20 protein-coding genes are annotated in these 25947 nt (G+C 34.8%); 9 read left to right on the forward strand and 11 right to left on the reverse strand.

The features are described 5' to 3' along the window. Window positions 1-6 precede the first annotated feature (6 nt). The 8 genes from AC1RRQ_RS00810 to AC1RRQ_RS00845 all read right to left on the reverse strand — a co-directional run bounded on the left by AC1RRQ_RS00810 (window position 7) and on the right by AC1RRQ_RS00845 (window position 7988). Window positions 7-315, reverse strand: a complete 309-nt coding sequence (locus AC1RRQ_RS00810) for a thioredoxin family protein (protein ID WP_007805605.1) — start codon at window positions 313-315, stop codon at window positions 7-9. Window positions 316-558: 243 nt separating this feature from the next. Next, the gene (locus AC1RRQ_RS00815; RefSeq protein WP_031453682.1) at window positions 559-1197 is read right to left on the reverse strand and encodes a peroxiredoxin; all 639 of its coding nucleotides are present in this window, start codon (window positions 1195-1197) and stop codon (window positions 559-561) included. 125 nt (window positions 1198-1322) lie between these two features. Then, window positions 1323-2936: a glycoside hydrolase family 3 protein gene (locus AC1RRQ_RS00820; RefSeq protein WP_493020475.1), complete on the reverse strand. Its 1614-nt coding sequence runs from the start codon at window positions 2934-2936 to the stop codon at window positions 1323-1325. Window positions 2937-2939: 3 nt separating this feature from the next. Further along, window positions 2940-3389, reverse strand: a complete 450-nt coding sequence (locus tag AC1RRQ_RS00825; protein WP_493020477.1) for a GNAT family N-acetyltransferase — start codon at window positions 3387-3389, stop codon at window positions 2940-2942. Between the two features lie 22 nt (window positions 3390-3411). After that, window positions 3412-3753, reverse strand: coding sequence for a hypothetical protein (locus AC1RRQ_RS00830; protein WP_493020479.1), 342 nt, complete (start codon window positions 3751-3753; stop codon window positions 3412-3414). Window positions 3754-3775: 22 nt separating this feature from the next. Then, on the reverse strand, window positions 3776-5050 hold the full coding sequence (locus AC1RRQ_RS00835) for an MFS transporter (RefSeq protein WP_493020481.1): 1275 nt from the start codon (window positions 5048-5050) through the stop codon (window positions 3776-3778). After that, a complete protein-coding gene (locus AC1RRQ_RS00840; RefSeq protein WP_493020483.1) occupies window positions 5037-6608 on the reverse strand; it encodes a glycoside hydrolase family 10-like protein in 1572 nt (523 codons plus the stop codon). Before AC1RRQ_RS00840 ends, AC1RRQ_RS00835 begins: the two co-directional genes overlap by 14 nt. A 171-nt stretch (window positions 6609-6779) precedes the next feature. Beyond that, a complete protein-coding gene (locus AC1RRQ_RS00845; protein ID WP_493020485.1) occupies window positions 6780-7988 on the reverse strand; it encodes an anhydro-N-acetylmuramic acid kinase in 1209 nt (402 codons plus the stop codon). Between the two features lie 519 nt (window positions 7989-8507). On the opposite strand from AC1RRQ_RS00845, the gene AC1RRQ_RS00850 reads away from it, so the two are divergent. From AC1RRQ_RS00850 to AC1RRQ_RS00860, 3 genes are all read left to right on the forward strand, one after another. Continuing rightward, window positions 8508-8942, forward strand: coding sequence for a DUF6896 domain-containing protein (locus AC1RRQ_RS00850; RefSeq protein ID WP_493020487.1), 435 nt, complete (start codon window positions 8508-8510; stop codon window positions 8940-8942). Between the two features lie 339 nt (window positions 8943-9281). After that, the gene (locus AC1RRQ_RS00855; protein WP_493020489.1) at window positions 9282-12188 is read left to right on the forward strand and encodes an FAD-binding and (Fe-S)-binding domain-containing protein; all 2907 of its coding nucleotides are present in this window, start codon (window positions 9282-9284) and stop codon (window positions 12186-12188) included. Between the two features lie 397 nt (window positions 12189-12585). Then, window positions 12586-14517, forward strand: a complete 1932-nt coding sequence (locus AC1RRQ_RS00860) for an amino acid permease (protein WP_493020491.1) — start codon at window positions 12586-12588, stop codon at window positions 14515-14517. 270 nt (window positions 14518-14787) lie between these two features. Here the strand turns inward: AC1RRQ_RS00860 and AC1RRQ_RS00865 are convergent, their stop codons facing one another. Next, window positions 14788-16020, reverse strand: coding sequence for an aminotransferase class I/II-fold pyridoxal phosphate-dependent enzyme (locus AC1RRQ_RS00865; protein WP_493020493.1), 1233 nt, complete (start codon window positions 16018-16020; stop codon window positions 14788-14790). A gap of 446 nt (window positions 16021-16466) precedes the next feature. Here AC1RRQ_RS00865 and AC1RRQ_RS00870 point away from each other — a divergent pair, with 446 nt between their 5' ends. After that, a complete protein-coding gene (locus AC1RRQ_RS00870) occupies window positions 16467-16925 on the forward strand; it encodes an Lrp/AsnC family transcriptional regulator (protein ID WP_343539305.1) in 459 nt (152 codons plus the stop codon). Window positions 16926-17394: 469 nt separating this feature from the next. Then, entirely contained in the window at window positions 17395-18798 is a 1404-nt protein-coding gene (gene lpdA / locus AC1RRQ_RS00875) for a dihydrolipoyl dehydrogenase (RefSeq protein ID WP_493020496.1), read from the forward strand. A 58-nt stretch (window positions 18799-18856) separates the two neighbouring features. Here the strand turns inward: lpdA and AC1RRQ_RS00880 are convergent, their stop codons facing one another. Next, the gene (locus AC1RRQ_RS00880) at window positions 18857-19510 is read right to left on the reverse strand and encodes a hypothetical protein (RefSeq protein WP_493020498.1); all 654 of its coding nucleotides are present in this window, start codon (window positions 19508-19510) and stop codon (window positions 18857-18859) included. A 156-nt stretch (window positions 19511-19666) separates the two neighbouring features. Here AC1RRQ_RS00880 and AC1RRQ_RS00885 point away from each other — a divergent pair, with 156 nt between their 5' ends. After that, a complete protein-coding gene (locus AC1RRQ_RS00885) occupies window positions 19667-20209 on the forward strand; it encodes a lipocalin family protein (protein ID WP_493020500.1) in 543 nt (180 codons plus the stop codon). A gap of 52 nt (window positions 20210-20261) precedes the next feature. Here the strand turns inward: AC1RRQ_RS00885 and AC1RRQ_RS00890 are convergent, their stop codons facing one another. Next, complete coding sequence (locus tag AC1RRQ_RS00890; RefSeq protein ID WP_483095082.1) at window positions 20262-20636, reverse strand: DoxX family membrane protein; 375 nt, start codon at window positions 20634-20636, stop codon at window positions 20262-20264. Window positions 20637-20956: 320 nt separating this feature from the next. On the opposite strand from AC1RRQ_RS00890, the gene AC1RRQ_RS00895 reads away from it, so the two are divergent. The 3 genes from AC1RRQ_RS00895 to AC1RRQ_RS00905 all read left to right on the forward strand — a co-directional run bounded on the left by AC1RRQ_RS00895 (window position 20957) and on the right by AC1RRQ_RS00905 (window position 25802). Further along, window positions 20957-22243: an anthranilate synthase component I family protein gene (locus AC1RRQ_RS00895; RefSeq protein ID WP_493020503.1), complete on the forward strand. Its 1287-nt coding sequence runs from the start codon at window positions 20957-20959 to the stop codon at window positions 22241-22243. A 158-nt stretch (window positions 22244-22401) separates the two neighbouring features. Then, entirely contained in the window at window positions 22402-23712 is a 1311-nt protein-coding gene (gene tilS, locus AC1RRQ_RS00900) for a tRNA lysidine(34) synthetase TilS (RefSeq protein ID WP_493020505.1), read from the forward strand. Next, window positions 23712-25802, forward strand: coding sequence for a protein-disulfide reductase DsbD family protein (locus tag AC1RRQ_RS00905; RefSeq protein WP_493020507.1), 2091 nt, complete (start codon window positions 23712-23714; stop codon window positions 25800-25802). The genes tilS and AC1RRQ_RS00905 overlap by 1 nt, the downstream gene beginning before the upstream one ends. The last annotated feature ends 145 nt before the right edge of the window (window positions 25803-25947 follow it).

Raw genomic sequence — 25947 nt, forward strand, 5'->3', positions numbered from 1 at the left:
CTAAATTTAAGCAATTGCGTTTACCAAGTCGATTAGAACTTCTTGTTTGTTGGTTTGAGTTTCGCCAACTAATTGTCCGTTTACGAAAGTTGCAAATGTTGGCAGGTTGCTCACATTAGCTAATTTTCTTGATTCAGGAGAATTTTCTGCATCAACCAAAACAAAAGTGATAGCTTCATTTTCTGTTGCTAATTTTTTGAATTTTGGTTTCATAATACGGCAATTTCCACACCATGAAGCTGAATATTGTACTACTACTTTTTCGTTTTTAGCAACTAAATCTGCTAACGTATCTTCGTTTAAGTCGATTAACATAGTTTTTATTTTTTAAGGTGCTAAGTCGCTGAGGTACTAAGGTTCTAAGTTTTTTTAGCCCTTAGTCCATAAAATGACTTAACGTTAAAATTGTTTTTTGAGATCTAAAGTCATCAAGGTTCTAAGATTCTAAGTGTTAATCTTAGAACCTGATAACTGTATTGTAGAATTGTATTTAAGATTTGAAAGTTCAGTAAAAAGCTTAGTGCCTCAGTACCTTAGAACCTCAGAGCCTTAAAAAAATTAGTTTGCGCTTAAGTATTCAGCAGTACTAACTCTGTCAGCAGACATAGCTTCTTTACCAGCTTCCCAGTTTGCAGGACAAACTTCACCTTTAGTTTGGATGTGAGTGTAAGCGTCAACCATTCTTAAGTATTCGTTTACGTTACGTCCTAATGGCATATCGTTTACGCTTTCGTGGAAGATTTTTCCAGTTTCGTCAATAAGGTAAGTAGCTCTGTAAGTTACGTTTGAACCTTCAACGATTACTGAATCAGTATCTTCGCTGTAGCTTGTAGATTCGATATCAAGAATACCTAAAATGTTAGCTAAGTTACGGTTTGTATCAGCTAAGATTGGGTAAGTAACACCTTCGATTCCACCATTGTTTTTTGGTGTGTTTAACCAAGCAAAGTGAACTTCGTTTGTGTCGCAAGAAGCACCAATTACGATAGTATTTCTTTTTTCAAATTCTGGTAATGCAGCTTGAAAGGCGTGTAATTCAGTTGGACATACAAAAGTAAAATCTTTTGGGTACCAAAATAAAAGTACTTTTTTATTGTTGTTTACTGCTTCTTCAAAAATGTTGATTTTTAAATTGTCACCCATTTCTGAGATAGCATCTACTGCAATACTTGGGAATTTTTTTCCTACTAAAGACATATTTTTCGTTTTACGTTAAAAATTTATTTCTGATGCAAAAGTAGGGTATAAGTACAGATTCTTACAATAAGATGTGATTATAAAAATTTATAAGTTGATAAATTTTGACTATTAAGTGTTTTAACTTATTGAATTTCAATATTTACCGGAAGAACGCCGTTGAAACTATTTTTTTCTAAAAACTGAATTCCTGCTGTTTTTTGAAATTCTTCAAAATCCTGATATGCCTGAATTAGTCCGGAAGCTTTTTCCAGGTTAGGAATTAAAGGCAATGCATACGGATTTCCGAAAACATAAACGATACATTTTTTGGTTTGAAGCAAAACAGAAAGCAATTCTAAAACCGAATCGTCAATTTCGAAGTTATTCATTGGTTTTGCCTTTGGAACAAATAATGAAATTAGAATGGTATCGAAAGTTTCTAATTGTTTTTTTATTGAATTAATATCTGAAACTTCAGCGTTCTCAAAAGCAAATTCCATTGAAGGTAATTTTGCATTTAAGGTTTTGAAAAATGTATTTTCGGTATTTTTATATAAACTCAGTTTAGCTAATTTGTTATTTTTCTGTGCTTCAAACGCTAATTCTGCACTCGAGTTATCGATGATTTTAGTAATTGCATTTTGCGCAATTTCTAAATTTATTTTTGATGTTTTTTCGAAATCCAATTCGCCGGAAGCTGCAGTATTTCCAGAAAGAATTCCTGCTTTTTCTTTAGCCCTCATAATTCGGTTATAGCTTTCGAAAATGCGGTCTGGCGAAGCATTTTTAAAGATTGCTTCAATTCCTTCTGGAACATTTTCGGCGAAGCATAAAACGTCATTTCCGGCATTGAAAGCTTCCCATTCTAATTGTCCTTTAGTTTCATATAATTTAGAAACGCTGTGCATATTTAAGGCATCCGAAATTACCAAGCCATCATAACCTAATTTATCGCGCAATAAATCCTGAATAACCGCTTTGGATAATGTTGCAGATGTGTCTTTTCCGTCATTTAAACTCGGAACGGCCAAATGCCCAATCATAATCGAATCGACATTGTTTTCGATTCCTTTAATGAACGGATATAATTCGTTTTCCATTAATTCTTCCAGAGTTTCCTTTAAAACAGGTAATCCTAAATGCGAATCGACATTGGTATTTCCGTGTCCGGGAAAATGTTTCAGACAGCCAAGAACGCCAACTTCCGACATTCCTTTTAAATATTCAATCGAAAAATCGGCTACTTTTTCTTTGTTTTCACCAAAAGAACGATATCCAATAACCGGATTATTTGGATTATTGTTGATGTCTGCCAAAGGCGATAAATTGTACTGAATTCCAGCTGCTTTTAAATCCAATCCAATTTGTTTACCAACTTCGTAAACCAAATCAGCTTTATTTTCTGGTAAAGCGCCAAGTGTAATCGCATACGGATATTGAGGTGTTTTTTCAATTCGCATTGCCAAGCCCCATTCAGCATCAATACTAATTAAAAGTGGAGTAGAAGCGGCTTTTTGATAGCGAACAATTAAAGCTTTAATTTTTTCGTAGCTGTCATCATTAAAGACTACTTTTTTCTTGCTTTCGTAATTGGTTGCAGCGCTAGCCCGACTATGGAAAAAGGTCAATCCACCAATATTGTGTTCTTTTATAAGGCGTTCTGTTTCCTGAATGTTTTCTTCAGTATCGTTTATAAAAACGGCAGGAAAGAAAAATTGTCCTATTTTTTGTCGTAATGCTTCGGCAGTAATTTTCATTTATTATAAAGTCTTTTTCATGCAAACGCTGTTATCCATTTTTTCGTAAGGCGGATAATTGGGAATGATGGTATAATTTAATTTTTGATATAAGTTGATGGCTTCCGGCTGGTTTTTTCCGGTTTCGAGAATCGTGTAGGTGTAACCGACTTCTTTTGCCCAAATTTCTAATGCTGCTAAAACGGCAGAAGCAATTCCTCTTTTTCTATAGTCAGGATGAACGTACATTCGCTTGATTTCGGTCTTATCGCTTTCTTTTTCTCTAAAAGCGCCGCAGCCAACAGGAATGTCATTTTCATAATACACGAGAACATGTTTTATCTTATCGGTTTTATTAAACTGATTGTAAAAAGCATGATCGTCTCCATCTCTTACTGCTAAATCCTTATCTAATAAAGCAACGAGATTTATAAAATCGATGTCGTCAGAATTGGTTCGTTTTATCGTAATCATGATAAAAATTATGAAAGTATTTTTATTTCAATTTCGCTTTCTTTTGTTTTGCTAATTGTTTTTTGGTTTCAATTGCTTTTTCTAATCGGTTTTTAAAACGGAAAAGTTTTGGCAAACCCTCAATTCTATCTTCGATTGTAATTCCTTCATACACTACAATAGCTTTTTCTAAAATCCGGATCTCGTTGTCGAGATCGTTTTGATTTTTGTAGATCGTAGCCAGTCGATCATAAGGATGATTTCCTTTAAAGCTTTCCTTGACATTTTCCTCATATAATTCAATTGCCTTTTCAAGGTTTCCGGTTTTTTCGAACTCAGCTCCTTTTAAGTTGCGTTCGGCCTGCAAATTTTCATTGATTTCCATATGTAAGATGTTTGATTTGGGGTTAAACTTCTTCTGATTTTTTCCCAAAATCTTTCGGGAAAGTTAAAAAACGTGATAAAATAAGACCTGGAATTGTAGCGATAAGAACCCAAATAAAGAAGTTGTCATAGCCTAAATATTTCTGAATATAACCGCTTAACATTCCCGGAAGCATCATTCCTAATGCCATAAAACCAGTTGCAAGTGCATAGTGTGCTGTTTTTGATTCTCCTTCGGCAACATGAATTAAATACATCATGAAGGCCGTAAAACCAAAACCGTAACCAAATTGTTCTAAAATCACGACGGCATAAATGTAATAAATTGAGGTTGGATGAAAAAAGGCCAATAAAATGAATCCAATAATGGGTAAATGCATCGTTAAAAACATGGGAAGCATCCATTTGGTAAGACCTTGTTTAGAAATCGCGATTCCGCCTAAAATTCCACCCAGGGTCAAAGCACCAACACCAAAAGTTCCGTAAATTATTCCAACGGCTTCGGTATCTAATCCCATTCCGCCTAGTTCTTTTCCGTCCAATAAAAACGGACTTAACATTTTAAGCAATTGCGATTCTCCTAATCTGAAAACCAGAATGAAAGCCAGAATTAACCCAATTTGTTTTTTCTTGAAAAAGCTGATAAAAACTGTAGCAAAATTTTGGTTTTTGTGAGTCTCTTTATTATCTGCAACCGCATTTATTTCGTTTTTTGGAGTAAAAATGAAATTGTAAACCGTTATGAAAGTCATTAGTAAACCAACCGCAATCATGGTGTACGACCAAGCTTTAGTGTTGTCACCGTATTTATGTTCCAGATATCCTGCAAAAAGTACAATTAATCCATTTCCGGCAAGTAAAGAAAGTCTGTAAAAAGTACTTCTGATGCCGAGGAAAAATGATTGTTGATTTTCGGGTAAAACCAATAAATAAAAGCCATCACTCGCAATATCATTAGATGCCGAAGCAAAAGCCGCAACCCAGAAAATCGCCAGCGTCATTATAAAAAATCCATTCGCAGGAATCGTTAATCCGACTAATAAAAACGCAATCGAAATTAATAACTGCATCGATAAAAACCATTTTCTTTTGGTTCCGTGAAGCTCGATAAACGGACTCCATAAAGGTTTTATAACCCAAGGCAGATATAACAAACTGGTGTAAACGCCAATATCTTCATTTGAAATACCTAAATTTTTGTACATAATTACCGAAACCGAAATAATAACGGCGTACGGCAATCCAGAGGCGAAGTTAAGAAGCGGAATCCAAAACCAAGGTTTGTTATCTATTTTCATTAGGCTGAGCTGGGGAATAAATTTTAAAATTCTTTTTTAAATCGGCAGCAGCTGGTGTGCTTTCGTTTGCAAAATAATCAATAAATGTTACAGCGCAAGCTTTATACATGTTGATTTTTTCGGCAGGGATAGAAAAAGAAATAACACCGTCTTTTTCAACAGCTCTAACTTTGTCAATTATTTTCTCGGCATCATTTGTATTGACTTTCGAAATATGTTCGCCGCCATAAATTACAATATAACGCACTTTTGTATTAAGAGGACTTTTGATGCTGAATGTATATTTTAAACTGTCTTTTGTAAATTCAGTAAAAACCGGATTGTCTATTATAATGCGTTTCAGGTTAGGGACCGCCGCCGGAATTGCCGGATATTTATATTGATTTTCTTCAAGAAGACGAACAATATCATAGTTTTTATTCATAAACCATTTAGCACTGAAATAAGCACTTCCGGAAACGTTTTTAAAACTTCTGGCAAAATCAATCTGATTTGGAATTTCGGTTGCAAAATTCCAGCTTTTATCGCTGTCGCCTCTAATTTTATAACTAGAATGACCTATATATATAGCGGTATTATTGGAGTTTTCTGACCACCATTTTACTAATTTTGAGTAAGAAGCTCTCGTGTTATTCATGCTCCAATACAATTGAGGCAGAATGTAATCGATCCATTTTTGATCCATCCATAACATAGGATCAGCGTATAAATCATCATAATTTGAAGTCGACTGCGTTTCAGAACCTCTCGGATCCTGAGATTTATTGCGCCAAACCCCAAACGGACTTATTCCGAATTGAACCCAGGGTTTGCTCTCTTTTATAGTGGTTGAAATGGTGTGTACAAAGTTGCTCACATTGGCACGTCGCCAGTCAGAAAGACTTAAACCCGAACCGTATTTTTTGTATGAAGCTGTATCGTTAAAAACTTTTCCTGGAACAGCATACGGATAAAAATAATCATCAAAATGAATGGCGTCGATGTCATATTTGTCTACAACCTCTTTTACCACTTTGGTTAAATGTGTCTGAACTTCTGGCAGTGCGGGATCATAATACCATTTTCCGCCGTATTCGATCATCCATTCCGGATGTTTAAAAATATCGTGATTTGGGCTTAAAAGGTTTTTATTTAAATCGAAAGTTGCACGATACGGATTCAGCCACGCATGAAATTCAAAACCTCTGTTATGCGCTTCTTCTATCATCCAGGCCAATGCATCATAATACGGGTTTGGAGCTGTGCCTTCTTTTCCGGTTAAGAATCGTGACCAAGGCGCAAATTCTGAGGGATAAAAAGCATCGCCAACACTTCTAATCTGAACGATAACAGCGTTGTAGTTTAGTTTTTTGTAAGTATTTAAGATTTCTAAATAATCAGCTTTTTCTTTTTCGACATTGTCAATTGCCGTTTTAGGCCAGTCAATATTTACTACAGTCGCAATCCAGACCCCTCTAAATTCATTTTTAGGATGCATTATTTTTTCTTGTGAGAAAGATTTCCACCCAAAGAAAAATAAAAGTATAATAGAATATAGTAAGTGCTGATTTTTATGCATTTCAATCTTTATTTTAACAAGAACCAAAAATAGTTTTTTTAAACGATTATAATTAATAACGCTGCGTTTTTTCCGTCACGAATTTTTTTATAGCCACAGATTACAGGATTTTATGGATTAATCTTTTTAATCCTTTAATTTGTGGCGAATAATCTGTGACAAACTTATTCTTTAATCTGGAAAAGAAATTTTCCCCATTGTTACGGATGGAATTCCTTTTTGTGAACCAAAATTATAATTACCGCCTGCAACAGTTTCATTAGCTAAAACAGCAAACAAAACCGCTTCTTTTGCATCGCCAGAAATACCCAGAACGTCGCTTTTTTCAAATTTACAAGGCAACAATTCCTCTAACCAGCTCACCAATAACGGATTTCGCGCGCCTCCGCCAGACATATAAACTGTAAACTCTTCGATAGGTGTTTTAGTATTTTGTACAACAAACAAAACCGCTTCGGCAATTGTCTCGGCACTAAAGCGTGTTAAAGTCGCCAGCAAATCTGGTGCCGAAATATTATGCAAACCTAATTTTACCAAAGCCGAGTTCACAAATTCATAATTGAATAATTCCTGTCCAATGGTTTTTGGGAAGCTTTTCTGGAAGAAAGCATCGCTTTTTAATTCACTTAAAAGTTCTTGATTTACGGTGCCTTGTTTCGCGATTTCAGCATCTTTATCGAAACTTTTTTCAGAGAAAAATTGTTTGGTGAAAATATCGATTAAAGTATTTGCAGTTCCAGTATCGGTTACAAAGACTTCTTCGGCATTTTGTGAGGCGGGTAAATAGGTGAAATTCGCAATACCGCCCATGTTCAGCATAATTCGGTTTTCATCTTTTTTGCTGAATAACAAATAATCACCGTAAACGGCCAAAGGCGCGCCTTCGCCACCTGCAGCAACGTGTTTTTGTCTGAAATCAGATAAAGTGATAATTCCGGTTTTTACCGCAATATGATCGCCGTCGCCAATTTGCAAAGTCGCATTGGGGAATTTTTCCTGTTGATGCAGAAACTTTGGCGCATGTAAAACCGTTTGTCCGTGTGAAGCTATCAAATCGACTTCGCTTGCGGGAATATTCCATTTAGAAAGACAATCGTTAATCATTTCGGCATGTAAATCTGCAATCCATTCGTTTAGTAAAACCAAATGCTGAAAATCGATTGTTTTTTTAGCAAATACTTTTCGGATTTCGGTTTTAATATCGTCGTTGTAATCAACGGTTTCAAATTGCTGGATTTTTACAACCGTGTTTCCGCCTTCGCCCGAAACTTCGCAAAGAGCCAAGTCAAGTCCGTCAAGCGAAGTTCCTGACATTAAACCGAGTATTTTTCTAGTCTCTTTTTGAGCTATTTCGTAGAGTGCTTTTATATTTTTATTCATTTCAAGTAATCTTAAAAAACGCATTTAATTTGCAAACGCTAAAATGGGATTATTTTGAATATAAATTTAGAAAAAAGGAAATTTATTGTTGCGAATATGAAGAATTAACAGAAATCCCATAGGGATTAAATATTTATAGAGGAATTAATGTAAAAGAAGAAAAGCCCCATCGGGATGAAATATTGATGTTTAAAAAGATTTCGCTCCGCTGGAGCTTCTATGGAAACAAATCAAAATAGCTATAACTATTACGCTTCTCCGAAGCTAATGCGAGATAGATTGAAATGTAATTAGTGAGTTGTCAATCTAAAGGAGTGTTTTCAGAAAAGATGAATTAGAGTAAATATCCAGGCAGTTTGTCATTTCGAGCGAAGGGAGAAATCTCCACGAGAAACTCGACAAAGATTGGCTTTACGTTGCGGAGTTACTTGCGAAGATTTCTCCCTTCGCTCGAAATGACAAGATTGGGGAATCTCTTTGGAAAATAACATTTTTAGATTTAGATTTGAACTTCAAATTATGATCGAAAAAATCTTAACCGACTACATCACATTTATCCGAAGCTTTGAAGATTTATTAAAGGATAAATACAAACAATCCATAAACCCATGTTCGTTTTCTCGAACTTTTTTTGAGAGAATAGGGGCAATTGAAGGTATTGAATATTATTTTCATGGAAGTGGATGCACTGCTAAAAAAGACGATATTATTTATACGTACGATATTTCAATAAATGAAATAACTTTCACAGAATGGGATCTCACAGAGCTTATTAGAACTCATCCTGAATATCAAAAATTAAATTATAGCGCTGAATTTATCGAATTTGAACTTTATAAGCTTATAAATAAAGGAATTTTAGAATGGTTAACTTTTGAAGGAATTGAAGGAAAGGCTTTTGGATGTGTTTTTAAATGTTATAGAGTTGTAGAGGAATCGTTTTTTGTTTACTAAATCTTCTAATAAAACCAAGTGTCCTAGCCCTGATGGAAGCGACATCCTTTTGCGCCGGGGTTCGGCGTAAAAGATATAGCGGACAGTAGGAAATGGCTTCTAAAAAATAAAATTCTAATTTTTGTAAGTGCCAAATTCCAAAAGAAGAAATTTGTTTTTCATAAACCTTCTCCCGATAACTATTGTGATCGCTCAGGATGACAATAGGGTTAAATTCCAAAAATGAAATTCCAAATTCCAACTCCAAAAACAATCTCAAAGAAAACCTTTGTCACTTTGTAACTCTGAACCTTTGAACCTAAAAAAATACCTATTTTTGTATTTCAAAAGAAAGCAAGAATGTCAATACTTAAGGATTTAGAGCAATTAGCCGACGAACTCGAAGGCACACTTTTATACGATGATCTTCATAAAACACTTTATTCGACAGACGCATCGGTGTATCGGATTCGGCCAAATGCGGTGGCTTTGCCTAAATCTACAGCCGATATCAGCAAGTTAATTCGCTTTGCGGGAGAACATGATATTTCGATTACGCCAAGAACTGCCGGAACTTCGCTTGCCGGACAAGCAGTTGGAGACGGACTTGTGGTGGATGTTTCGAAACATTTTACCAAGATATTAGGTTACGATGCCGAGAAAAAAACGGTTACGGTTCAGCCTGGTGTTATTCGCGATGAGTTGAATTTGTATCTGAAACCTTTTGGTGTATTTTTCGCGCCAATTACATCAACTTCAAACCGTGCAATGATTGGCGGAATGGTGGGAAATAATTCCTCTGGAACCACTTCGATTCGGTATGGTGTTACGCGTGATAAAATTGCTGAAGTAAAAGCGATTTTGAGCGACGGCACGGAAGTGGCTTTTGGAGAATTGACTTCGGCAGAATTTATCGAGAAAACCAAAGGCGATTCTTTAGAAAATAAAATCTACAAAAGCGTTTACGACGAACTTTCGGTAAAAGAAAATCAGGAAGAAATTATAAAAGAGTTTCCGAAGCCGGAAATTCACAGACGAAATACAGGTTACGCCGTTGACATTCTATTAAAATCAGAATTATTTGGCGGAACAGAACCTACAATAAACCTCGGAAAATTACTTTGCGGAAGCGAAGGAACTCTGGCCTTTACAACCGAAATTACTTTAAAAGTAGACGATTTACCCCCGGCACATAATATTATGGTGGTGGCGCATTATCATACGATTCAGGAATCGTTAGAATCTGTTGTCGTGGCGATGAAACATCATTTGTACACGTGCGAAATGATCGACGATACGATTTTGGATTGTACCAAAACCAATCGGGAACACATTAAAAACCGTTTCTTTTTGGTTGGAGAACCAAAAGCAATTATGTTGTTTGAAGTGGCTTCTCACACTTTAGACGATGCAGAAAAACAAGCTGATGCTTTGATTGCTGATTTAGAAAAAAACAATTTTGGCTACGCGCTCGTAAAAATTTATGGTCCTGATATTGATAAAGCCAACGAGCTGAGAAAAGCTGGACTCGGACTTTTAGGAAGTATTGTAGGCGACAACAAAGCTGCGGATTCTATTGAAGATACAGCAGTAGAGTTAAGCGATTTACCAGCTTATATTGCAGAGTTTTCGGCGATGATGTTACGTCACGGACAAGAAGCGATTTATTATGCGCATGCCGGTGCGGGAGAACTGCATTTGCGTCCGGTTTTGAATTTGAAGAAAACGGAAGATTTAAAATTATTCAGAACCATTGCGACCGATGTGGCACATTTGGTAAAAAAATACAGAGGTTCGCTAAGCGGTGAACATGGCGACGGAATTGTGCGCGGAGAGTTTATTCCGTTTATGATTGGCGATAAGAATTACGAATTGCTGAAAAGAATCAAATTAGCGTTTGACCCGAATTCGGTTTTAAATATCGGAAAGATTGTCAATGCCTTGAAAATGGACGAAAACCATCGTGTAATTTCAGGAAGGGTAGAACCGGATATTAAAACGTTTCAGGATTTTTCAGACAGTTTAGGGATTTTGCGTGCTGCTGAAAAATGCAACGGTTCTGGCGATTGCCGAAAAATGCCATCGGCAGGAGGAGCAATGTGTCCGAGTTATCGTGCGACCCGAAATGAGAAAGAAACCACTCGTGCGAGAGCAAACGCTTTGCGCGAATATTTGACGTATTCTGAAAAAGAAAATAAATTTGACCAGAAAGAATTATACGAAGTTTTTGAGTTGTGCGTAAGCTGTAAAGCCTGCGCCAGCGAATGTCCGAGTAATGTAGACGTCGCAACTCTTAAAGCGGAATTTTTATATCAATACCAAAAAGCAAACGGATTTTCGACTAGAAATAAGATTTTTGCTAATAATGCGAAACTGAACAAAATGGGAAGCAAATTTCCGTCAATTACGAATTTTATTTCGAATCAGTCTTTGGTTAAAAAAACAATGGGAATTGCACCGGAAAGACAAGTGCCGCTTTTGGCGAAAAAGACGTTTAGAAAATGGTATGAAAATAATAAACCTAAAAACGCCGATTTCCCAAACGGAAAATTGTATTTGTTTGTAGATGAATTTACGAATTATTACGACGTAAATATCGGGATTGATGCTTTTGAATTGTTGACGAAATTAGGTTACGAAGTTTTAATCGTAGATCACGAAGAAAGTGGGAGGACGTATCTTTCTAAAGGATTTTTGGAAGAGGCGAAAAAGATTACGGATATTAATGTCAATATTTTCAAGGATTTAATTTCTAGCAATGCGCCGTTAATAGGAATTGAACCTTCGGCAATTTTGACTTTTAGAGATGAATATTTGCGATTGGCATCGGATAAAGAAAATGCAGAACGTATTTCGCAAAATGCGTTTACCATTGAGGAATTCTTCAAAAAAGAAATTATCGACGGAAAAATAACGCCGGATTCTTTCTCTGAAGAAACGAAAGAAATTAAAATTCACGGACATTGTCATCAAAAGTCATTAAGTTCTGTTGAAGCGACTTTCGCAATGCTGAATCTGCCTAAAAATAATACGGTTACGATTTACAATTCGGGATGTTGCGGCATGGCGGGTTCTTTTGGTTATGAAAAAGAACATTACAAAGTGAGCATGCAAATGGGAGAGGATACGCTTTTTCCAAAAGTGCGCAATACTGCCCAAAACGTAAAAATTGCTGCTGCAGGAACCAGCTGCCGTCATCAAATTTATGACGGAACAAAACGAGAAGCTCAACATCCGGTTAGTATTTTGAGGAATTGTCTGCGTTGAGAAATGGCACGCGGATGATACGGATTCACTTCGTGAAAACGCGGATAACAACGGTTTTTTTGTTTTATTTTAAGATTAGTATGATTTTGTTTCACGCAGATTTGGCAGATTGAGCGGATTTAATTTAGATTTTTGTTAAAAATAATCTGCGAACATCAGCTTAAATCTTTTTAAATCTGCGTGAAATAAATATTTAAAAAAATCTATAGTAATCATTTTAATCTGTGGCAAAAAAAACAATCAGCACAAACCAGTTAAATCCGTACAATCCGCGGGCAAAAAATATTCACGTAAAACAAAATCGTTTTATATATTTGAAATAAGGATAATTTTTGCATTATTTGCAAAATAAAACAAAAACGACTGAATTAAATTAATTTATAACAGTAAAACATATATGGCATTATCAAGTTTATTCCGAAAAAAAACAGTGCAGGATATTCTGAAGCAAGTTGCTCAGAACGAAACAGACGGTCATAATGCATTAGGAAAACATTTGACTACAAGAGACTTAACTGCATTCGGGATAGCAGCGATTGTTGGAGCGGGAATTTTTAGTACGATTGGAAAAGCCAGTGCAGACGGTGGACCAGCTGTTATTTTCCTATTCTTATTTACAGCTTTGGCCTGTAGTTTTGCTGCTTTTGCTTACGCCGAATTTGCTTCTATGGTTCCGGTTTCAGGAAGTGCTTATACGTACTCTTATGTTGCTTTTGGAGAATTAATTGCCTGGATTATTGGCTGGGCTTTAATCATGGAATATGCTGTTGGAAATATAACCGTCGCCATATCGTGGAGTGATTATTTTACCGGACTTCTCAAGAGCGGCGGTATTAATTTACCGCAATGGATTCAAATGGATTATTTAACCGCTTCAAACGGATTTAAAGATGCCGAAGCTTTAATGCGAGGCGGAAAATCATTCGGAAATTTAAGTACTGCTTTACAAGATGCCCATACAGCCTGGACAACAGCGCCAACATTTGGTTCTTTTCATTTTGTGACTGATATCCCTGCATTATTTATCATTATTTTGATTACAGCTTTGGTATATAGAGGAATGAAAGAATCTCGTAACGCCAGTAATTTAATGGTTGTTATAAAACTTTGTGTGGTGCTGCTGGTAATTGCAGTTGGAGTATTTTATGTTGATACAGCAAACTGGGATCCGTTTGCTCCAAATGGAGTTGGAGGAGTTTTAAAAGGAGTTTCTGCCGTATTCTTTGCTTATATTGGTTTTGACGCTATTTCTACAACTGCCGAAGAATGTAAAAATCCGCAGAGAGATTTACCACGAGGTATGATGTGGGCCATTATCATTTGTACGATTCTTTATATTGCTATTGCGTTGGTTTTAACCGGAATGGTAAAATATCACGAACTAAATGTTGGAGATCCTCTTGCATTTGTTTTCGAAAAATTAGACTTAAAATGGATGTCGGGAATTATTGCCGTTAGTGCAGTAGTTGCTATGGCGAGTGTTTTATTGGTTTTCCAGATGGGACAGCCTCGTATCTGGATGAGTATGAGCCGTGATGGTTTATTGCCAAAGAAATTTTCTACTGTTCATCCAAAATTCAAAACACCGTCTTTTGCAACTATCGTTACAGGATTTGTGGTAGCAATTCCAGCATTATTCTTAAACCTTACAATGGTTACCGATTTGTGCAGTATTGGAACCTTATTTGCCTTTGTATTAGTTTGTGCAGGAGTTTTGGTGTTACAAAACAAACCTGAAATTCCAAGAGGAAAATTCAAAACACCTTATATCAATTCAAAGTTTATTCTGCCAATATTAATGATCGCCGGATTGTATTATGCTTTTGCTTTCAATAATAAAGCAACAATGGCTTTTATCAATAACGATCCGCAGATTTACGATGCAACTTCAATTGTAACTTCGTTAGATAAATCAGAATCAGAGCAGGTTTTTAAATACTTAGAAAGTATCGAAGTAAATAATAAAACTGCCGAAACATCAGATTTAGAGCATTTATTAGGACAATATCAAGAAAACGAAGTAAAATATGCCGAAGTTGTAAAAGGCCTGCCAATTGCAGATTCAGCAAAATACGAATCAGGATTCAGTTTATTCAAACACAAAATCCCAATGTGGATCTTCTTATTCGTTTTAGTTGGATTAGCGGTTTGGGCATTCAGAAAAAATCTATCGTTAATTCCGCTTTTAGGATTAATCTGCTGTCTGTACATGATGGCCGAATTAAGCGTTTGGAACTGGATTTATTTTACGGTTTGGTTAATAATCGGATTACTGATTTATTTTGGCTACAGCCGAAAAAATAGTAAACTAAATGTAGCCAAAGTTTAAATTAGAAATAAAAAGTAATAAAAAAGCCGTTCTGAGATTAGAACGGCTTTTTTATGCAAAAAAAAATCCGCTTAGAGAAATCTCCAGCGGATTCAAACAACTAATAAAAAATCTTGCAAATTTATTTATAAAGAAGTGTTTGCTTTTATAGCGATCCATTTTTAATTCCCACGGAATTTTACCAGAGTTCCATCGGAACGGCTATATTGTAGGGATGGATTTTAATCCGTCCCAGATCAAAAATCAAAAAATTAAACCAGCGTAAACCCGTTAAACCTGTAAAACCCGTGGGCTGGAAAGTTTCAATATTCCAAGTTCAACCATACATTGCTTCATCATTTCATAAGTACGATCAATATCATTGTCTAATCCAATAGAAAAACGAATCAAACCATCTGTTAATCGCATCTCTTTCTGTTCTTCCAGCGGAATTTCACTCGAAGTTGAGGTTCCCGGCGCGCTGAATAACGTTTTGTAAAAACCTAAACTTACCGCCAGATACCCTAAATTTCGGGCCTGCATCAGCTCCATTAATTCATTTGCTTTTTCCAAAGTTCCAACATCAATTGTCAGCATGCCGCCAAAGCCATATTCCGGATTAATCATCGTTTTGTATAACTCATGACTCGGGTGACTTTTTAATCCGGGATAAACCGTTTTTAAACCATCTTTCTCAAATTGATCGGCTAAGAAATGCGCATTATGACTGTGCTGTTTAATTCTAATATGAAGTGTTCTCAGGTTTTTCATCACACTTGCCGAACGTAAGCTATCCATTGTTGGCCCTAAAAGCATACTCGCGCCAGAATTTACATTTTTCAAAGCGTTGATAAATTCCTTTGACGCACAAGTCACGCCTCCAACTGTATCACTGCTTCCGTTAATGTATTTCGTTAAACTATGAATTACAATATCGGCCCCCAATTTTGCAGGAGACACAGAAAGCGGCGAAAAAGTATTATCGACAACCAATTTCAAATTATGTTTTTTAGCAATTTTAGCCAAACCAGCAATATCAGCTACTTCCAATAACGGATTACTAACCGTTTCGCAATACAAAACTTTCGTTTTTGGAGTAATTGCGGCCTCTACAATATCCAGTTTTGTGATGTCAACAAAGCTCGTTTCAATTGCAAATCGTGGAGTGAAATTTTTCAGGAAAGCATAAGTACCGCCATAAATAGTTCGGCTCGAAACAATGTGATCGCCCGCACCGCATAATTGCAATAGAGTAGGCGTTATCGCTCCCATTCCCGAAGCCGAAACATTTGCTGTTTCCGTTCCTTCCATCGCCGCCAAAGCCTGATCCAAATACAAATTACTTGGCGACGAATGACGCGAATATAAATAACAGCCTTCCATATTTCCCTCAAAAGTGTCAAACATGGTTTTAGCCGAAAGAAAAGTATAAGTCGAAGAATCAGAAATCGACGGATTTACACCGCCAAATTCACCAAAGTATTGCAAATCCTGAATTTTATCTGCTGGGTTAAAGTCTTTCATTTTTTTGTCATTGCGAGGAACGAAGCAATCTCCTCTGGTTAGTATTATTGTTTAAGAGCTATTCCAGCTTTCCGTTGCAAGTCCTCATAAAAAATGCAAAGTTTCTAATGTTTTAAAAAGAGCTTCCGTTGGTCGCTTTTTTAAAACAAGAAACTAATGCCTTTTTTATTCCGGGCTTTCCACTTCAAATGAAATTCACTGAACTCTGATTAAAATAAAAGTATAGTGAAGTAATCTGGGCTAGGGCTCTCATTTTTAAAAGAAATTCTATTCAAAATAAGATCTATTTAGAATATTAATCAATAAGTAGTTAAATAATTAGATTTTAAAACTATAAAAATGTATTTATTATGATTTTTAATCTAAATTTGAAATAAAAAGTGTGATTTGATAGATTTTCTTTCTTTTCACAATAGACAACAAACCATTAACAACAAACTATAAAAATGATTCTTGACGAAATCGATAAAAAACTTCTGGTTTTGCTTCAAACTGACAGTAAAAAGACAAACAAAGAATTGTCTTTAAAACTCAATCTTTCTGTAACCGCAGTTTACGAACGAATCAAGAAACTCGAGCGCGAAGGAATTATAAAAAACTATGCAGCCTTAGTCGATAAATCCAAAATCGAAAAAGGATTTGTAGTTTTCTGCCATTTAAAACTCATTCAGCATACCAAAGAATTCCTAACCAAATTCGAAAGCGAAGTCATCAAACTCAACGAAGTTTTAGAATGCCATCACGTAAGCGGTGATTACGATTATATTCTGAAAGTCTTGGTAAAAGATATGGAAGCGTACAGGGAATTTTTGGTTACAAAACTCACCAGTTTACAGCACATTGGAAGCACCCAAAGTATGTTTATGATTAGTGAAGTGAAGAATTCAACGGTAATTTCTTTTTGAGAGGTTCAAAGGTTCAGAGTGACAAAGGTTCAAAGGTTTTTTTTAAGGAACTAAGATTCTAAGTTGCTAAGGTTCTAAGTTTCTAAGATTTTTAATCTCATGACCTGGATATTTATCATCAGTGAAATAGCAAGATTTTTAATTGCCTCCAGCTTTAGCTGGAGGTTTTATATTTAGGCAGTAAAAGGCTTTAGCCTAATTTGCGTTAGTTTGGCTAAAGCCTTTCATGTTGTCCATATTTTTCATCCAGCTAAAGCTGGACGCTATTCAATCTTAACTCAAAAAACTTTGCGGTTCTGTGTCTTTGCGAGAATAAAATAAAAACAAAAAAATAAAAAACTTTGTGTCTTTGAGCCTTTGTAGCAGAAAACCTTCAGCCCAAAATTTCACGCAAAAAACATTGAAAATTAAACTTCAAACAAAACTTTATTCCTTAATTTTGTAACCGCTAAAATAAAAACAAAATACTATGAGTTCATTTGACGTAGTCATTATAGGTTCAGGTCCTGGAGGATATGTATCAGCAATTCGTTGCGCACAATTAGGTTTCAAAACTGCAATTGTAGAAAAATATAATTCATTAGGCGGAACTTGCCTTAACGTAGGTTGTATTCCTTCAAAAGCATTATTATCTTCTTCTCATCATTATGCTGAAATCGCTCATTTCGCAGATCACGGAATCGAAGTTTCTGGAGATGTAAAAATCAATTTAGAGAAAATGATCGCACGCAAACAAGCCGTTGTAGATCAAACTGTAGGTGGTATCAACTACTTAATGGATAAAAATAAAATTACTGTTTTCAATGGTTTAGGTTCTTTCGTAGACGCAACGCACATTGCGGTTGCAAAAGCTGACGGAACATCTGAAACTATCGAAGCAAAATATACTGTAATTGCTACAGGATCAAAACCATCTTCTTTACCATTCATCAAAATTGATAAAGAGAGAATTATCACTTCTACTGAAGCTTTAGCTTTAAAAGAAGTTCCAAAACACTTAGTTATTATTGGTGGAGGAGTTATCGGAATCGAGCTTGGACAAGTTTACCTTCGTTTAGGAGCTCAGGTTTCTGTAGTTGAATTCATGGACAGAATTATTCCTGGAATGGACGGTTCTCTTTCTAAAGAATTAACTAAAGTATTGAAAAAACAAGGAATGAAATTCTACGTTTCTCACAAAGTAAAATCAGTAGAAAGAAACGGCGATTCTGTGACAGTTCAGGCTGAAAATGCAAAAGGAGAAACTATTACTCTTGAAGGAGATTATTCATTAGTTTCTGTTGGTCGTCGTCCTTACACAGACGGATTAAACGCTGACAAAGCCGGAGTTAAAATTTCAGACAGAGGACAAGTTGAAGTAAACGACCATTTACAAACTAACGTTCCAAATATCTATGCAATTGGTGATGTTGTTCGCGGTGCGATGTTAGCTCACAAAGCAGAGGAAGAAGGAACAATGGTTGCTGAAATCTTAGCAGGCCAAAAACCTCATATCGATTATAACTTAATTCCTGGTGTAGTGTACACTTGGCCTGAAGTTGCTGCAGTTGGACAAACTGAAGAGCAATTAAAAGCGGCTGGAGTTGCTTACAAATCTGGAAGTTTCCCATTCAAAGCGTTAGGACGTGCAAGAGCAAGTGCTGACTTAGATGGATTCGTAAAAATCCTGGCTGACGAAAAAACAGATGAGGTTTTAGGAGTTCACATGATTGGTGCACGTACAGCTGATTTAATTGCTGAAGCGGTTACTGCAATGGAATTCAAAGCTTCTGCTGAAGATATTTCAAGAATGAGCCATGCGCATCCAACTTTCGCGGAAGCGGTAAAAGAAGCAGCATTAGCAGCTACTGAAAATAGAGCAATACACGTATAATATTTACGTAAAATTATATTTTAAAAACCGTCTCGTTTTTTAACGAGACGGTTTTTTTTTATTGCTTTATTATCTTGAAAATATAATAAGTTTCTTTATTTTTTAGATAAACACTATATGTATCATTCTCTTCACTAAATATCTTATAGAGATATTTTTCACCTTTAACGCTTAAGTTTTCTCTTGAAAAGTTATTACTTTCAATAAATTCCAATTCAAATTGACAATTACTTTTTTTTCTATAATACAATTTTGAATAAGTATTGTCTTCAAATTTTTCAACCCATAAATTATCATTTAAAGTTACTTCTACTTTTTTACCTTCGTTTTCAATGTAATAGTATTTTGAGGTTTTATCAAAACGATCACATTGTTCTTTAGATATGTTAATTAAGGGTTCTTTATTTTGTTCGTTATAACCATTTGAGAATGCTTCCGCTGGAAAAAGAGTTTTAAATTCATCACAATTTTTTAGTAATCGATAATAAATCTGAGAAAATAATTTTCTTTGAATTATTGTATCATTAAATTTTGATAAGTATGGGAATATGTGAAATTTTTCCATTGTATTCATTCTTATTTCATTGTCCAGATTTTTATTTTGAACTAATGATTTACAAATTTCAACATTTAAAGAATCTACAGATTTAATTGATTGTGATCTCGAAAAATTGGCACAAAATAAAAGAACTATAAACACGTATTTTTTCATTTAAGAGCAAAGTTTTAACCAAATATAATCGTTTCCTAAAACTATTTATAGATTTTGATTTTATTCTTATCTATAAAAATATAAAATCAAAGAAAAATTTTGTAAATTAGATGTGTAATTCTGATGCTATCTTTATGAAAATAAAAAGATTACATCATGAAAAATAAATATATAGCTCCAGTTTTGTTAGGAGCAGGAATTGCATTCGTACTTTATTCTTGTGGTTCAACAATTCCTAAAAACGCAGCTGCGGTCACTAATTTTGACAAAGCAAAATATCTGGGAAAATGGTACGAAATCGCCAGATTAGATTATAAATGGGAAAAAGATTTAGATAACGTTTCTGCCGAATATTCTTTGAATGAAAACGGTACAATAAAAGTCGATAATAAGGGCTATAATGTCAAAAAAGACAAATGGGAGGAGAGCATCGGGAAAGCCAAGCTTGTCAAAAAGGACAATGTTGGTATGCTTAAGGTTTCATTTTTTGGTCCTTTTTATTCAGGGTATAACGTTATTGCCGTAGATCCGGATTATAAATATGCACTTGTGGCGGGAGAAAGCTTGAAATACATGTGGATACTTTCGAGAGAAACTACAATGCCGGAAAGCATTAAAGCAGATTTCCTTATTAAAGCTCAGGAAATTGGATACAACATATCAAATTTGGTTTGGGTAAAACACGATAAATCAAAATAAATAAAAAACCCGGCATTTTAATGTCGGGTTTGTTTTTTTATACGATACAAAATCAAGGCGTAAAGACAGTTTTATAATTATCCCAATATCTGTAAATCAAGAATAAATTTCCTAGAAAAAGCAGTCCGGCAATAGGAAGACCTTCTGGCGCTAAGAAATAATTGATAAACAAAATATTGATCGTAATTGGTAAAATCAGAATGTTTGCTAAGGTTACAAACTTACCTGACACAAACGAAAGACCACAAAGCAATTCAACCGTTTTTGCAAGAGGCAATAAATAAGTCGAAGCAACTAAACCCATATTAAATGCCTTAAAATTACCTGTTGTTTCTGGTTCCGGCGCAAGTTTAAAAAAGAACGAAATAGAGGCAAACAGCAGTAATAGGCCGATTAAAACGCGGACAATAATAGTAGCAATTTTCATAATACTTAAAATTTTGAATAGGTTAAAATGATATAATTAGTGTGCTGAAAATGCAAATCAATATTCTTCAAATAAAATAGAAATCTGTTTTAAGCATCATTTTATTGAGAATTTAACAATCAAAAATATTCTATTTTGGGATTAGTTTAAAAGCTATATCAAATATAACGAATTTTTTCTTATAAAATTACTGTTATATTAACAGTTTAGGTTAATTATTTCTATTTTTTAGTTGTTAAGTCACAATCGATAATTTTTTCTGATTACCCTGCCAACGGAATTTTTTGTTGTAATTTTGAAATTTAAAAATCCATTCATTTTTGAGAGTTTCTATTACCAAGCCTATTTCAAATCCGGAGCAGTTTAAACAACAGCTTTTAAACTGGGCACAGCAATTTCGTGAAGTCGTTTTTCTTGACAGTAATTCTTATCCGCAGGAATATTCAAGTTTTGACTGTATGCTGGCGGTCGATGCTTTTACGTCTATAAAAACCGATTTTCAAAATGCTTTTGAAGACTTAAAGCAATATCAGCAAACTACAAAAGACTGGCTGTTTGGTTACTTATCTTATGATTTAAAAAACGACGTTGAAGAGCTGAAATCTAATAATTTTGACGGATTAGACTTTCCTGATTTATTCTTTTTTCAGCCAAAAAAAATATTTACGCTAAAAGATAATCAGCTTGAAATTCAGTATTTATTACTTTGTGATGATGAGCTTGAAGAAGATTTTAATGAAATAGTTGAGAGTCAAACTGAAACATTTGTCACACTGAGCGGAGTCGAAGTGAAGCAGCGCATTTCAAAAGAATTATATGTTGAAAAAGTAAATAAAATGCTGGAGCATATTCATAAAGGCGATATGTACGAAGCTAATTTTTGCATGGAATTTTTTGCTGAAAATACGATAATCAATCCTTTGGAAAAATTCGGAAAGCTGAATGAAATTTCACAAGCTCCATTTTCGGTTTTTTTTAAAAATCACAAACAATATTTATTGTCCGCTTCTCCAGAACGTTATCTGAAAAAAGTGGGAGATAAAATTATTTCGCAGCCCATAAAAGGAACTTCTAAACGTTTTTTAGATCCAATCGAAGATCAAAAATCAAAAGAATATTTAGAATCTGATGCAAAAGAACGTGCTGAGAATATCATGATTACAGATTTGGTTCGAAATGATTTGTCGCATACTGCGCAAAAAGGTTCGGTTGAGGTTGGAGAGCTTTGCAAGATCTATTCTTTCCTGCAGGTTCATCAAATGATTTCGACTATAACATCAAAAGTAGATCCTCAATATTCGGCTGTAGATGTTTTAAAAACAACTTTTCCAATGGGAAGTATGACAGGAGCACCAAAAATTTCGGTGATGAAAATCATCGAAAATCTTGAAGAAACCAAACGCGGACTTTACAGCGGGGCCGTAGGATATTTTACCCCTGATGGCGATTTTGATTTTAATGTTGTAATTCGCAGTATATTATACAATCAGGATAAAAAATATGTGTCGTTTTCTGTTGGAAGTGCCATAACATCACTTTCTATTCCTGAAAAAGAATACGAAGAATGTCTGCTGAAAGCCAAGGCAATGCACGAGGTTTTACGTTAATTTTTAAATTATTAGCCACAGATTAAAGGGGTAAAATGATTAAAAAATCTGTCTAAATCTTTTAATCTGTGGCAAAAAAAATAATTCGTGGCAAATAAAATACCACGCTTAACATTTCATTTAAAAATAGATAGAATTTAATTTTTTACATTTATCAAATGTTTACAAAATTCCAAAATCATATCGTTTCCAGGTTTCCATTCTTGGCAGAAAAAAAGCTTTTTCTGGCCGTTAGCGGTGGTTTAGACAGTATGGTTTTATTGCATTTGCTGCAGCAATTATCTTATGAAATAGCGGTTTTGCATTGCAATTTCCAGCTTAGGGGCTTAGAAAGTTTTGGAGATCAGAATTTTATTCAGGATTATTGCGATCAAAATAAAATTCCTGTTTTTGTAACTCAATTTGATACCGAGGCTTTTGCAAAAGATTATAAATTATCAACCCAAGTTGCTGCAAGAGAGCTTCGTTACAGTTGGTTTTATGAACTTTTAGAAGAAAAAAACTTCGATTATATTGCTACGGCGCATCATGCAGATGATAATCTGGAAACCTTTATCATCAACCTCACACGCGGAACTGGATTAGACGGTTTAACAGGAATTCCGGAAGAAAATGATAAAATTATTCGGCCGTTGCTGCCATTTTCAAGAGAAGAAATCCTGAAATACGCAGAAGAAAATAAAATAGAATGGCGCGAAGACAGCAGTAATGCATCCAATAAATATTTACGAAATAAAATTCGTCATGATTTAGTTCCCATTTTAAAAGAAATCAATCCTAATTTCCTGAATGCTTTTCAAAAAACGCAATCATATCTGCAAGAATCAAAAGAAATGGTCGAAGATGCTTCGATTATGATTTATCAGCAGGTTGCAAAAGAAGCGGGAGATGATATTCATTTCGATTTAAATCAGCTTAAAAAACTTCCTAATTATAAATCGTATTTGTACCAATGGTTAAACGAGTTTGGCTTTTCGGCATGGAACGATATTTATGATTTAGTTGAAGGACAATCGGGAAAACAAGTTCTTTCGGAAGAATTTAGATTGCTGAAAAACAGAGAAACGCTGATTTTGAGTCCGATTTTGGAAACAGCAGAAAAAGAGGAATTTCAAATTGAGGCAAACGATACAGAAGTTAATTTTCCCTTAAATTTGAGGCTTTGTCAAGTAGACGACATTACAATAGATTCAAATAGAGCTATATTTGTCGACGCCGAAAAAATCCGGTTTCCTCTGATTTTACGTAAATGGAATGAAGGAGATGTTTTTCAGCCTTTTGGGATGCATGGAAAATCTAAAAAAGTAAGTAAGCTTTTTAAAGATGAAAAATTATCCTTGATCGACAAGGAAAAAACCTGGATTTTATCATCTGATAATCAAATTGTTTGGGTTGTTGGAATTAGGCAGGACGAACGTTTTAAAATAAAAAATACCACAAATAAAATACTTAAAATAGAATTGCAATAATGAACTTTAATCAAAATCACAACGCGATACTTTCTAGAGGTGTCTGGAATAAAATCACTATCTTTCTTCTGTTTTTCTTTTTTGCTTTGGCAAGTAATGCTCAAATTTTAGAGCCGGTAAAATGGACTTCTAAAATTGAGAAAAAAGGAAATAACGCTGTCTTAATTTTTGATGGAACGATCGAAAAAGACTGGCACATGTATTCGCAGTTTACACCAGATGGCGGACCGCTTGCATTAGAAATTTCGTTTAAGAATCAAAAAGGAAATTACGAGCTAATTGGTAAAGCCAAAGAAGGAAAAACCAGAACTGCTTTTAATGATGTATTTGGTGTAAATGAAACTTTTTTTGAAGGAAAAGCACATATCGAACAAGAAATAAAAATCATAAACCCGAACTTAAAAACGGTTGATGTAGAATTTGATTTTCAGGTTTGTAAAGAAGTTTGTATCAATTCAAGTAAGAAATTTTCTATTGCAGTTCCTTCAACCTTTAAAATGGAAGAAGTTCCGGTTGTAACAGAATCAAAATTAGACGAAACAAAAACTGCTGCTTTAGCTGTTGATACCGTTAAAAAAGAAGTTGCAGCAGTTACAGATAAAACTGTAAAAGCAGAAACAGAAACCGCTGCTAATGAAGAAATTCCTGCACCGGCTCCGTCAAGAAGTTTATGGTCGATCTTTTTTATTGCGTTTTTATCAGGATTTGCGGCTTTGTTAACACCTTGCGTTTTTCCAATGATTCCAATGACGGTAAGTTTTTTTACGAAACAAAGTAAAAGCAGAGCAAAAGGAATTAGAAATGCTATTATTTACGGATTTTCGATCATTGCAATTTATGTAATTTTAGGACTTATAGTAACTAAAATATTTGGTGCCGATGCTTTAAATGCATTGTCTACCGATGTTTGGTTTAACTTAATTTTCTTTATAATCTTAATCATTTTTGCTACTTCATTTTTGGGAGCTTTCGAAATTATGCTTCCAAATTCATGGGCAAATAAAGCAGATCAGCAGGCAGATAAAGGCGGATTAATCGGGATATTGTTCATGGCTTTGGCTCTTGCCATTGTATCATTTTCTTGTACAGGACCAATTGTTGGAACTTTATTGGTTGAAGCAGCTTCAAACGGAGGAATTGCTCCGGTAGTTGGAATGCTTGGTTTTTCATCTGCATTAGCGCTTCCATTTATGTTATTTGCCATGTTCCCGGGCTGGTTAAATTCTTTGCCAAAATCTGGAGGCTGGTTAAATACTGTAAAAGTTGTTTTAGGATTTTTAGAATTGGCATTAGCATTTAAATTTTTATCAAATGCCGATTTAGTTTTACAATTGCATTTCTTAGAAAGAGAAGTTTTCATCGCGATCTGGATTGCTATTTTTGGAGCTTTGACTTTATATTTATTCGGAAAAATTACATTGCCTCACGATAGTCCAATGCAGCATATTTCTGTTGGAAGATTGTATTTAGGATTGCTTACTTTGGTATTTACCATGTATTTAATTCCTGGGCTTTGGGGAGCACCTTTAAAATTAATCAGCGCATTTCCGCCGCCGCCGCAATACAGTGAAAGTCCGTTTGGAGTAGGAGGCGCAGGTAACGGAGCTGTTTCATCAGAATCGATAAAAGGACTTCCGGAAGGAGCTGAGTTAGGGCCGCACGGAATTATGGTTTTCCACGATTACGAAGATGGATTGGCTTATGCAAAAGAAATCAATAAGCCTATTATGCTTGATTTTACAGGTTATGCCTGCGTAAACTGTAGAAAAATGGAAAATAATGTTTGGTCTGAACCAACCATTTTACCAATCCTAAAAAATGATGTTGTTTTGATTTCTCTGTATGTTGATGATAAGCGCGAATTGCCAAAAGAAGAACAATTTGTAACGGCTTCTGGAGATAAAATCATTACAGTTGGCGATAAATGGACCGATTTTATGATCTCAAAATATAAAACCAATACACAGCCATTATATGTAATTACAGATTTAGAAGGTAAAAATATGAACACTTCTAAACCAACCATTAGTTACGTAAACGCAGATGAATATCTGCATTGGCTAAAAGAAGGGATTTCAAACTTTAAATAGATTTCTAGAAAATAGAAGCTAGAAAATAGAAAATAGAAAATAGAAGCTAGAGAATAGATAGTTTGAAAGTTAGTATATAATCTAAAATCAGCAATCTACAATCTAAAATATTAAGAAAGGTTAATTCAAGCAAAAAGCACTCTAA

This window comes from Flavobacterium sp. GW821-FHT12A05 (genome assembly GCF_058807735.1).

Excerpts from the sequence above, each read along its gene's own strand:
- AC1RRQ_RS00835 (WP_493020481.1), bottom strand. The coding sequence starts at position 5,050 with ATGAAAATAGATAACAAACCTTGGTTTTGGATTCCGCTTCTTAACTTC.
- AC1RRQ_RS00850 (WP_493020487.1), top strand. The coding sequence starts at position 8,508 with ATGATCGAAAAAATCTTAACCGACTACATCACATTTATCCGAAGCTTT.
- tilS (WP_493020505.1), top strand. The coding sequence starts at position 22,402 with ATGTTTACAAAATTCCAAAATCATATCGTTTCCAGGTTTCCATTCTTG.
- AC1RRQ_RS00820 (WP_493020475.1), bottom strand. The coding sequence starts at position 2,936 with ATGAAAATTACTGCCGAAGCATTACGACAAAAAATAGGACAATTTTTC.
- AC1RRQ_RS00880 (WP_493020498.1), bottom strand. The coding sequence starts at position 19,510 with ATGAAAAAATACGTGTTTATAGTTCTTTTATTTTGTGCCAATTTTTCG.
- AC1RRQ_RS00830 (WP_493020479.1), bottom strand. The coding sequence starts at position 3,753 with ATGGAAATCAATGAAAATTTGCAGGCCGAACGCAACTTAAAAGGAGCT.
- AC1RRQ_RS00905 (WP_493020507.1), top strand. The coding sequence starts at position 23,712 with ATGAACTTTAATCAAAATCACAACGCGATACTTTCTAGAGGTGTCTGG.
- AC1RRQ_RS00815 (WP_031453682.1), bottom strand. The coding sequence starts at position 1,197 with ATGTCTTTAGTAGGAAAAAAATTCCCAAGTATTGCAGTAGATGCTATC.
- AC1RRQ_RS00860 (WP_493020491.1), top strand. The coding sequence starts at position 12,586 with ATGGCATTATCAAGTTTATTCCGAAAAAAAACAGTGCAGGATATTCTG.
- AC1RRQ_RS00865 (WP_493020493.1), bottom strand. The coding sequence starts at position 16,020 with ATGAAAGACTTTAACCCAGCAGATAAAATTCAGGATTTGCAATACTTT.
- AC1RRQ_RS00825 (WP_493020477.1), bottom strand. The coding sequence starts at position 3,389 with ATGATTACGATAAAACGAACCAATTCTGACGACATCGATTTTATAAAT.
- AC1RRQ_RS00855 (WP_493020489.1), top strand. The coding sequence starts at position 9,282 with ATGTCAATACTTAAGGATTTAGAGCAATTAGCCGACGAACTCGAAGGC.
- AC1RRQ_RS00890 (WP_483095082.1), bottom strand. The coding sequence starts at position 20,636 with ATGAAAATTGCTACTATTATTGTCCGCGTTTTAATCGGCCTATTACTG.
- AC1RRQ_RS00845 (WP_493020485.1), bottom strand. The coding sequence starts at position 7,988 with ATGAATAAAAATATAAAAGCACTCTACGAAATAGCTCAAAAAGAGACT.
- AC1RRQ_RS00840 (WP_493020483.1), bottom strand. The coding sequence starts at position 6,608 with ATGCATAAAAATCAGCACTTACTATATTCTATTATACTTTTATTTTTC.
- lpdA (WP_493020496.1), top strand. The coding sequence starts at position 17,395 with ATGAGTTCATTTGACGTAGTCATTATAGGTTCAGGTCCTGGAGGATAT.
- AC1RRQ_RS00870 (WP_343539305.1), top strand. The coding sequence starts at position 16,467 with ATGATTCTTGACGAAATCGATAAAAAACTTCTGGTTTTGCTTCAAACT.
- AC1RRQ_RS00885 (WP_493020500.1), top strand. The coding sequence starts at position 19,667 with ATGAAAAATAAATATATAGCTCCAGTTTTGTTAGGAGCAGGAATTGCA.
- AC1RRQ_RS00810 (WP_007805605.1), bottom strand. The coding sequence starts at position 315 with ATGTTAATCGACTTAAACGAAGATACGTTAGCAGATTTAGTTGCTAAA.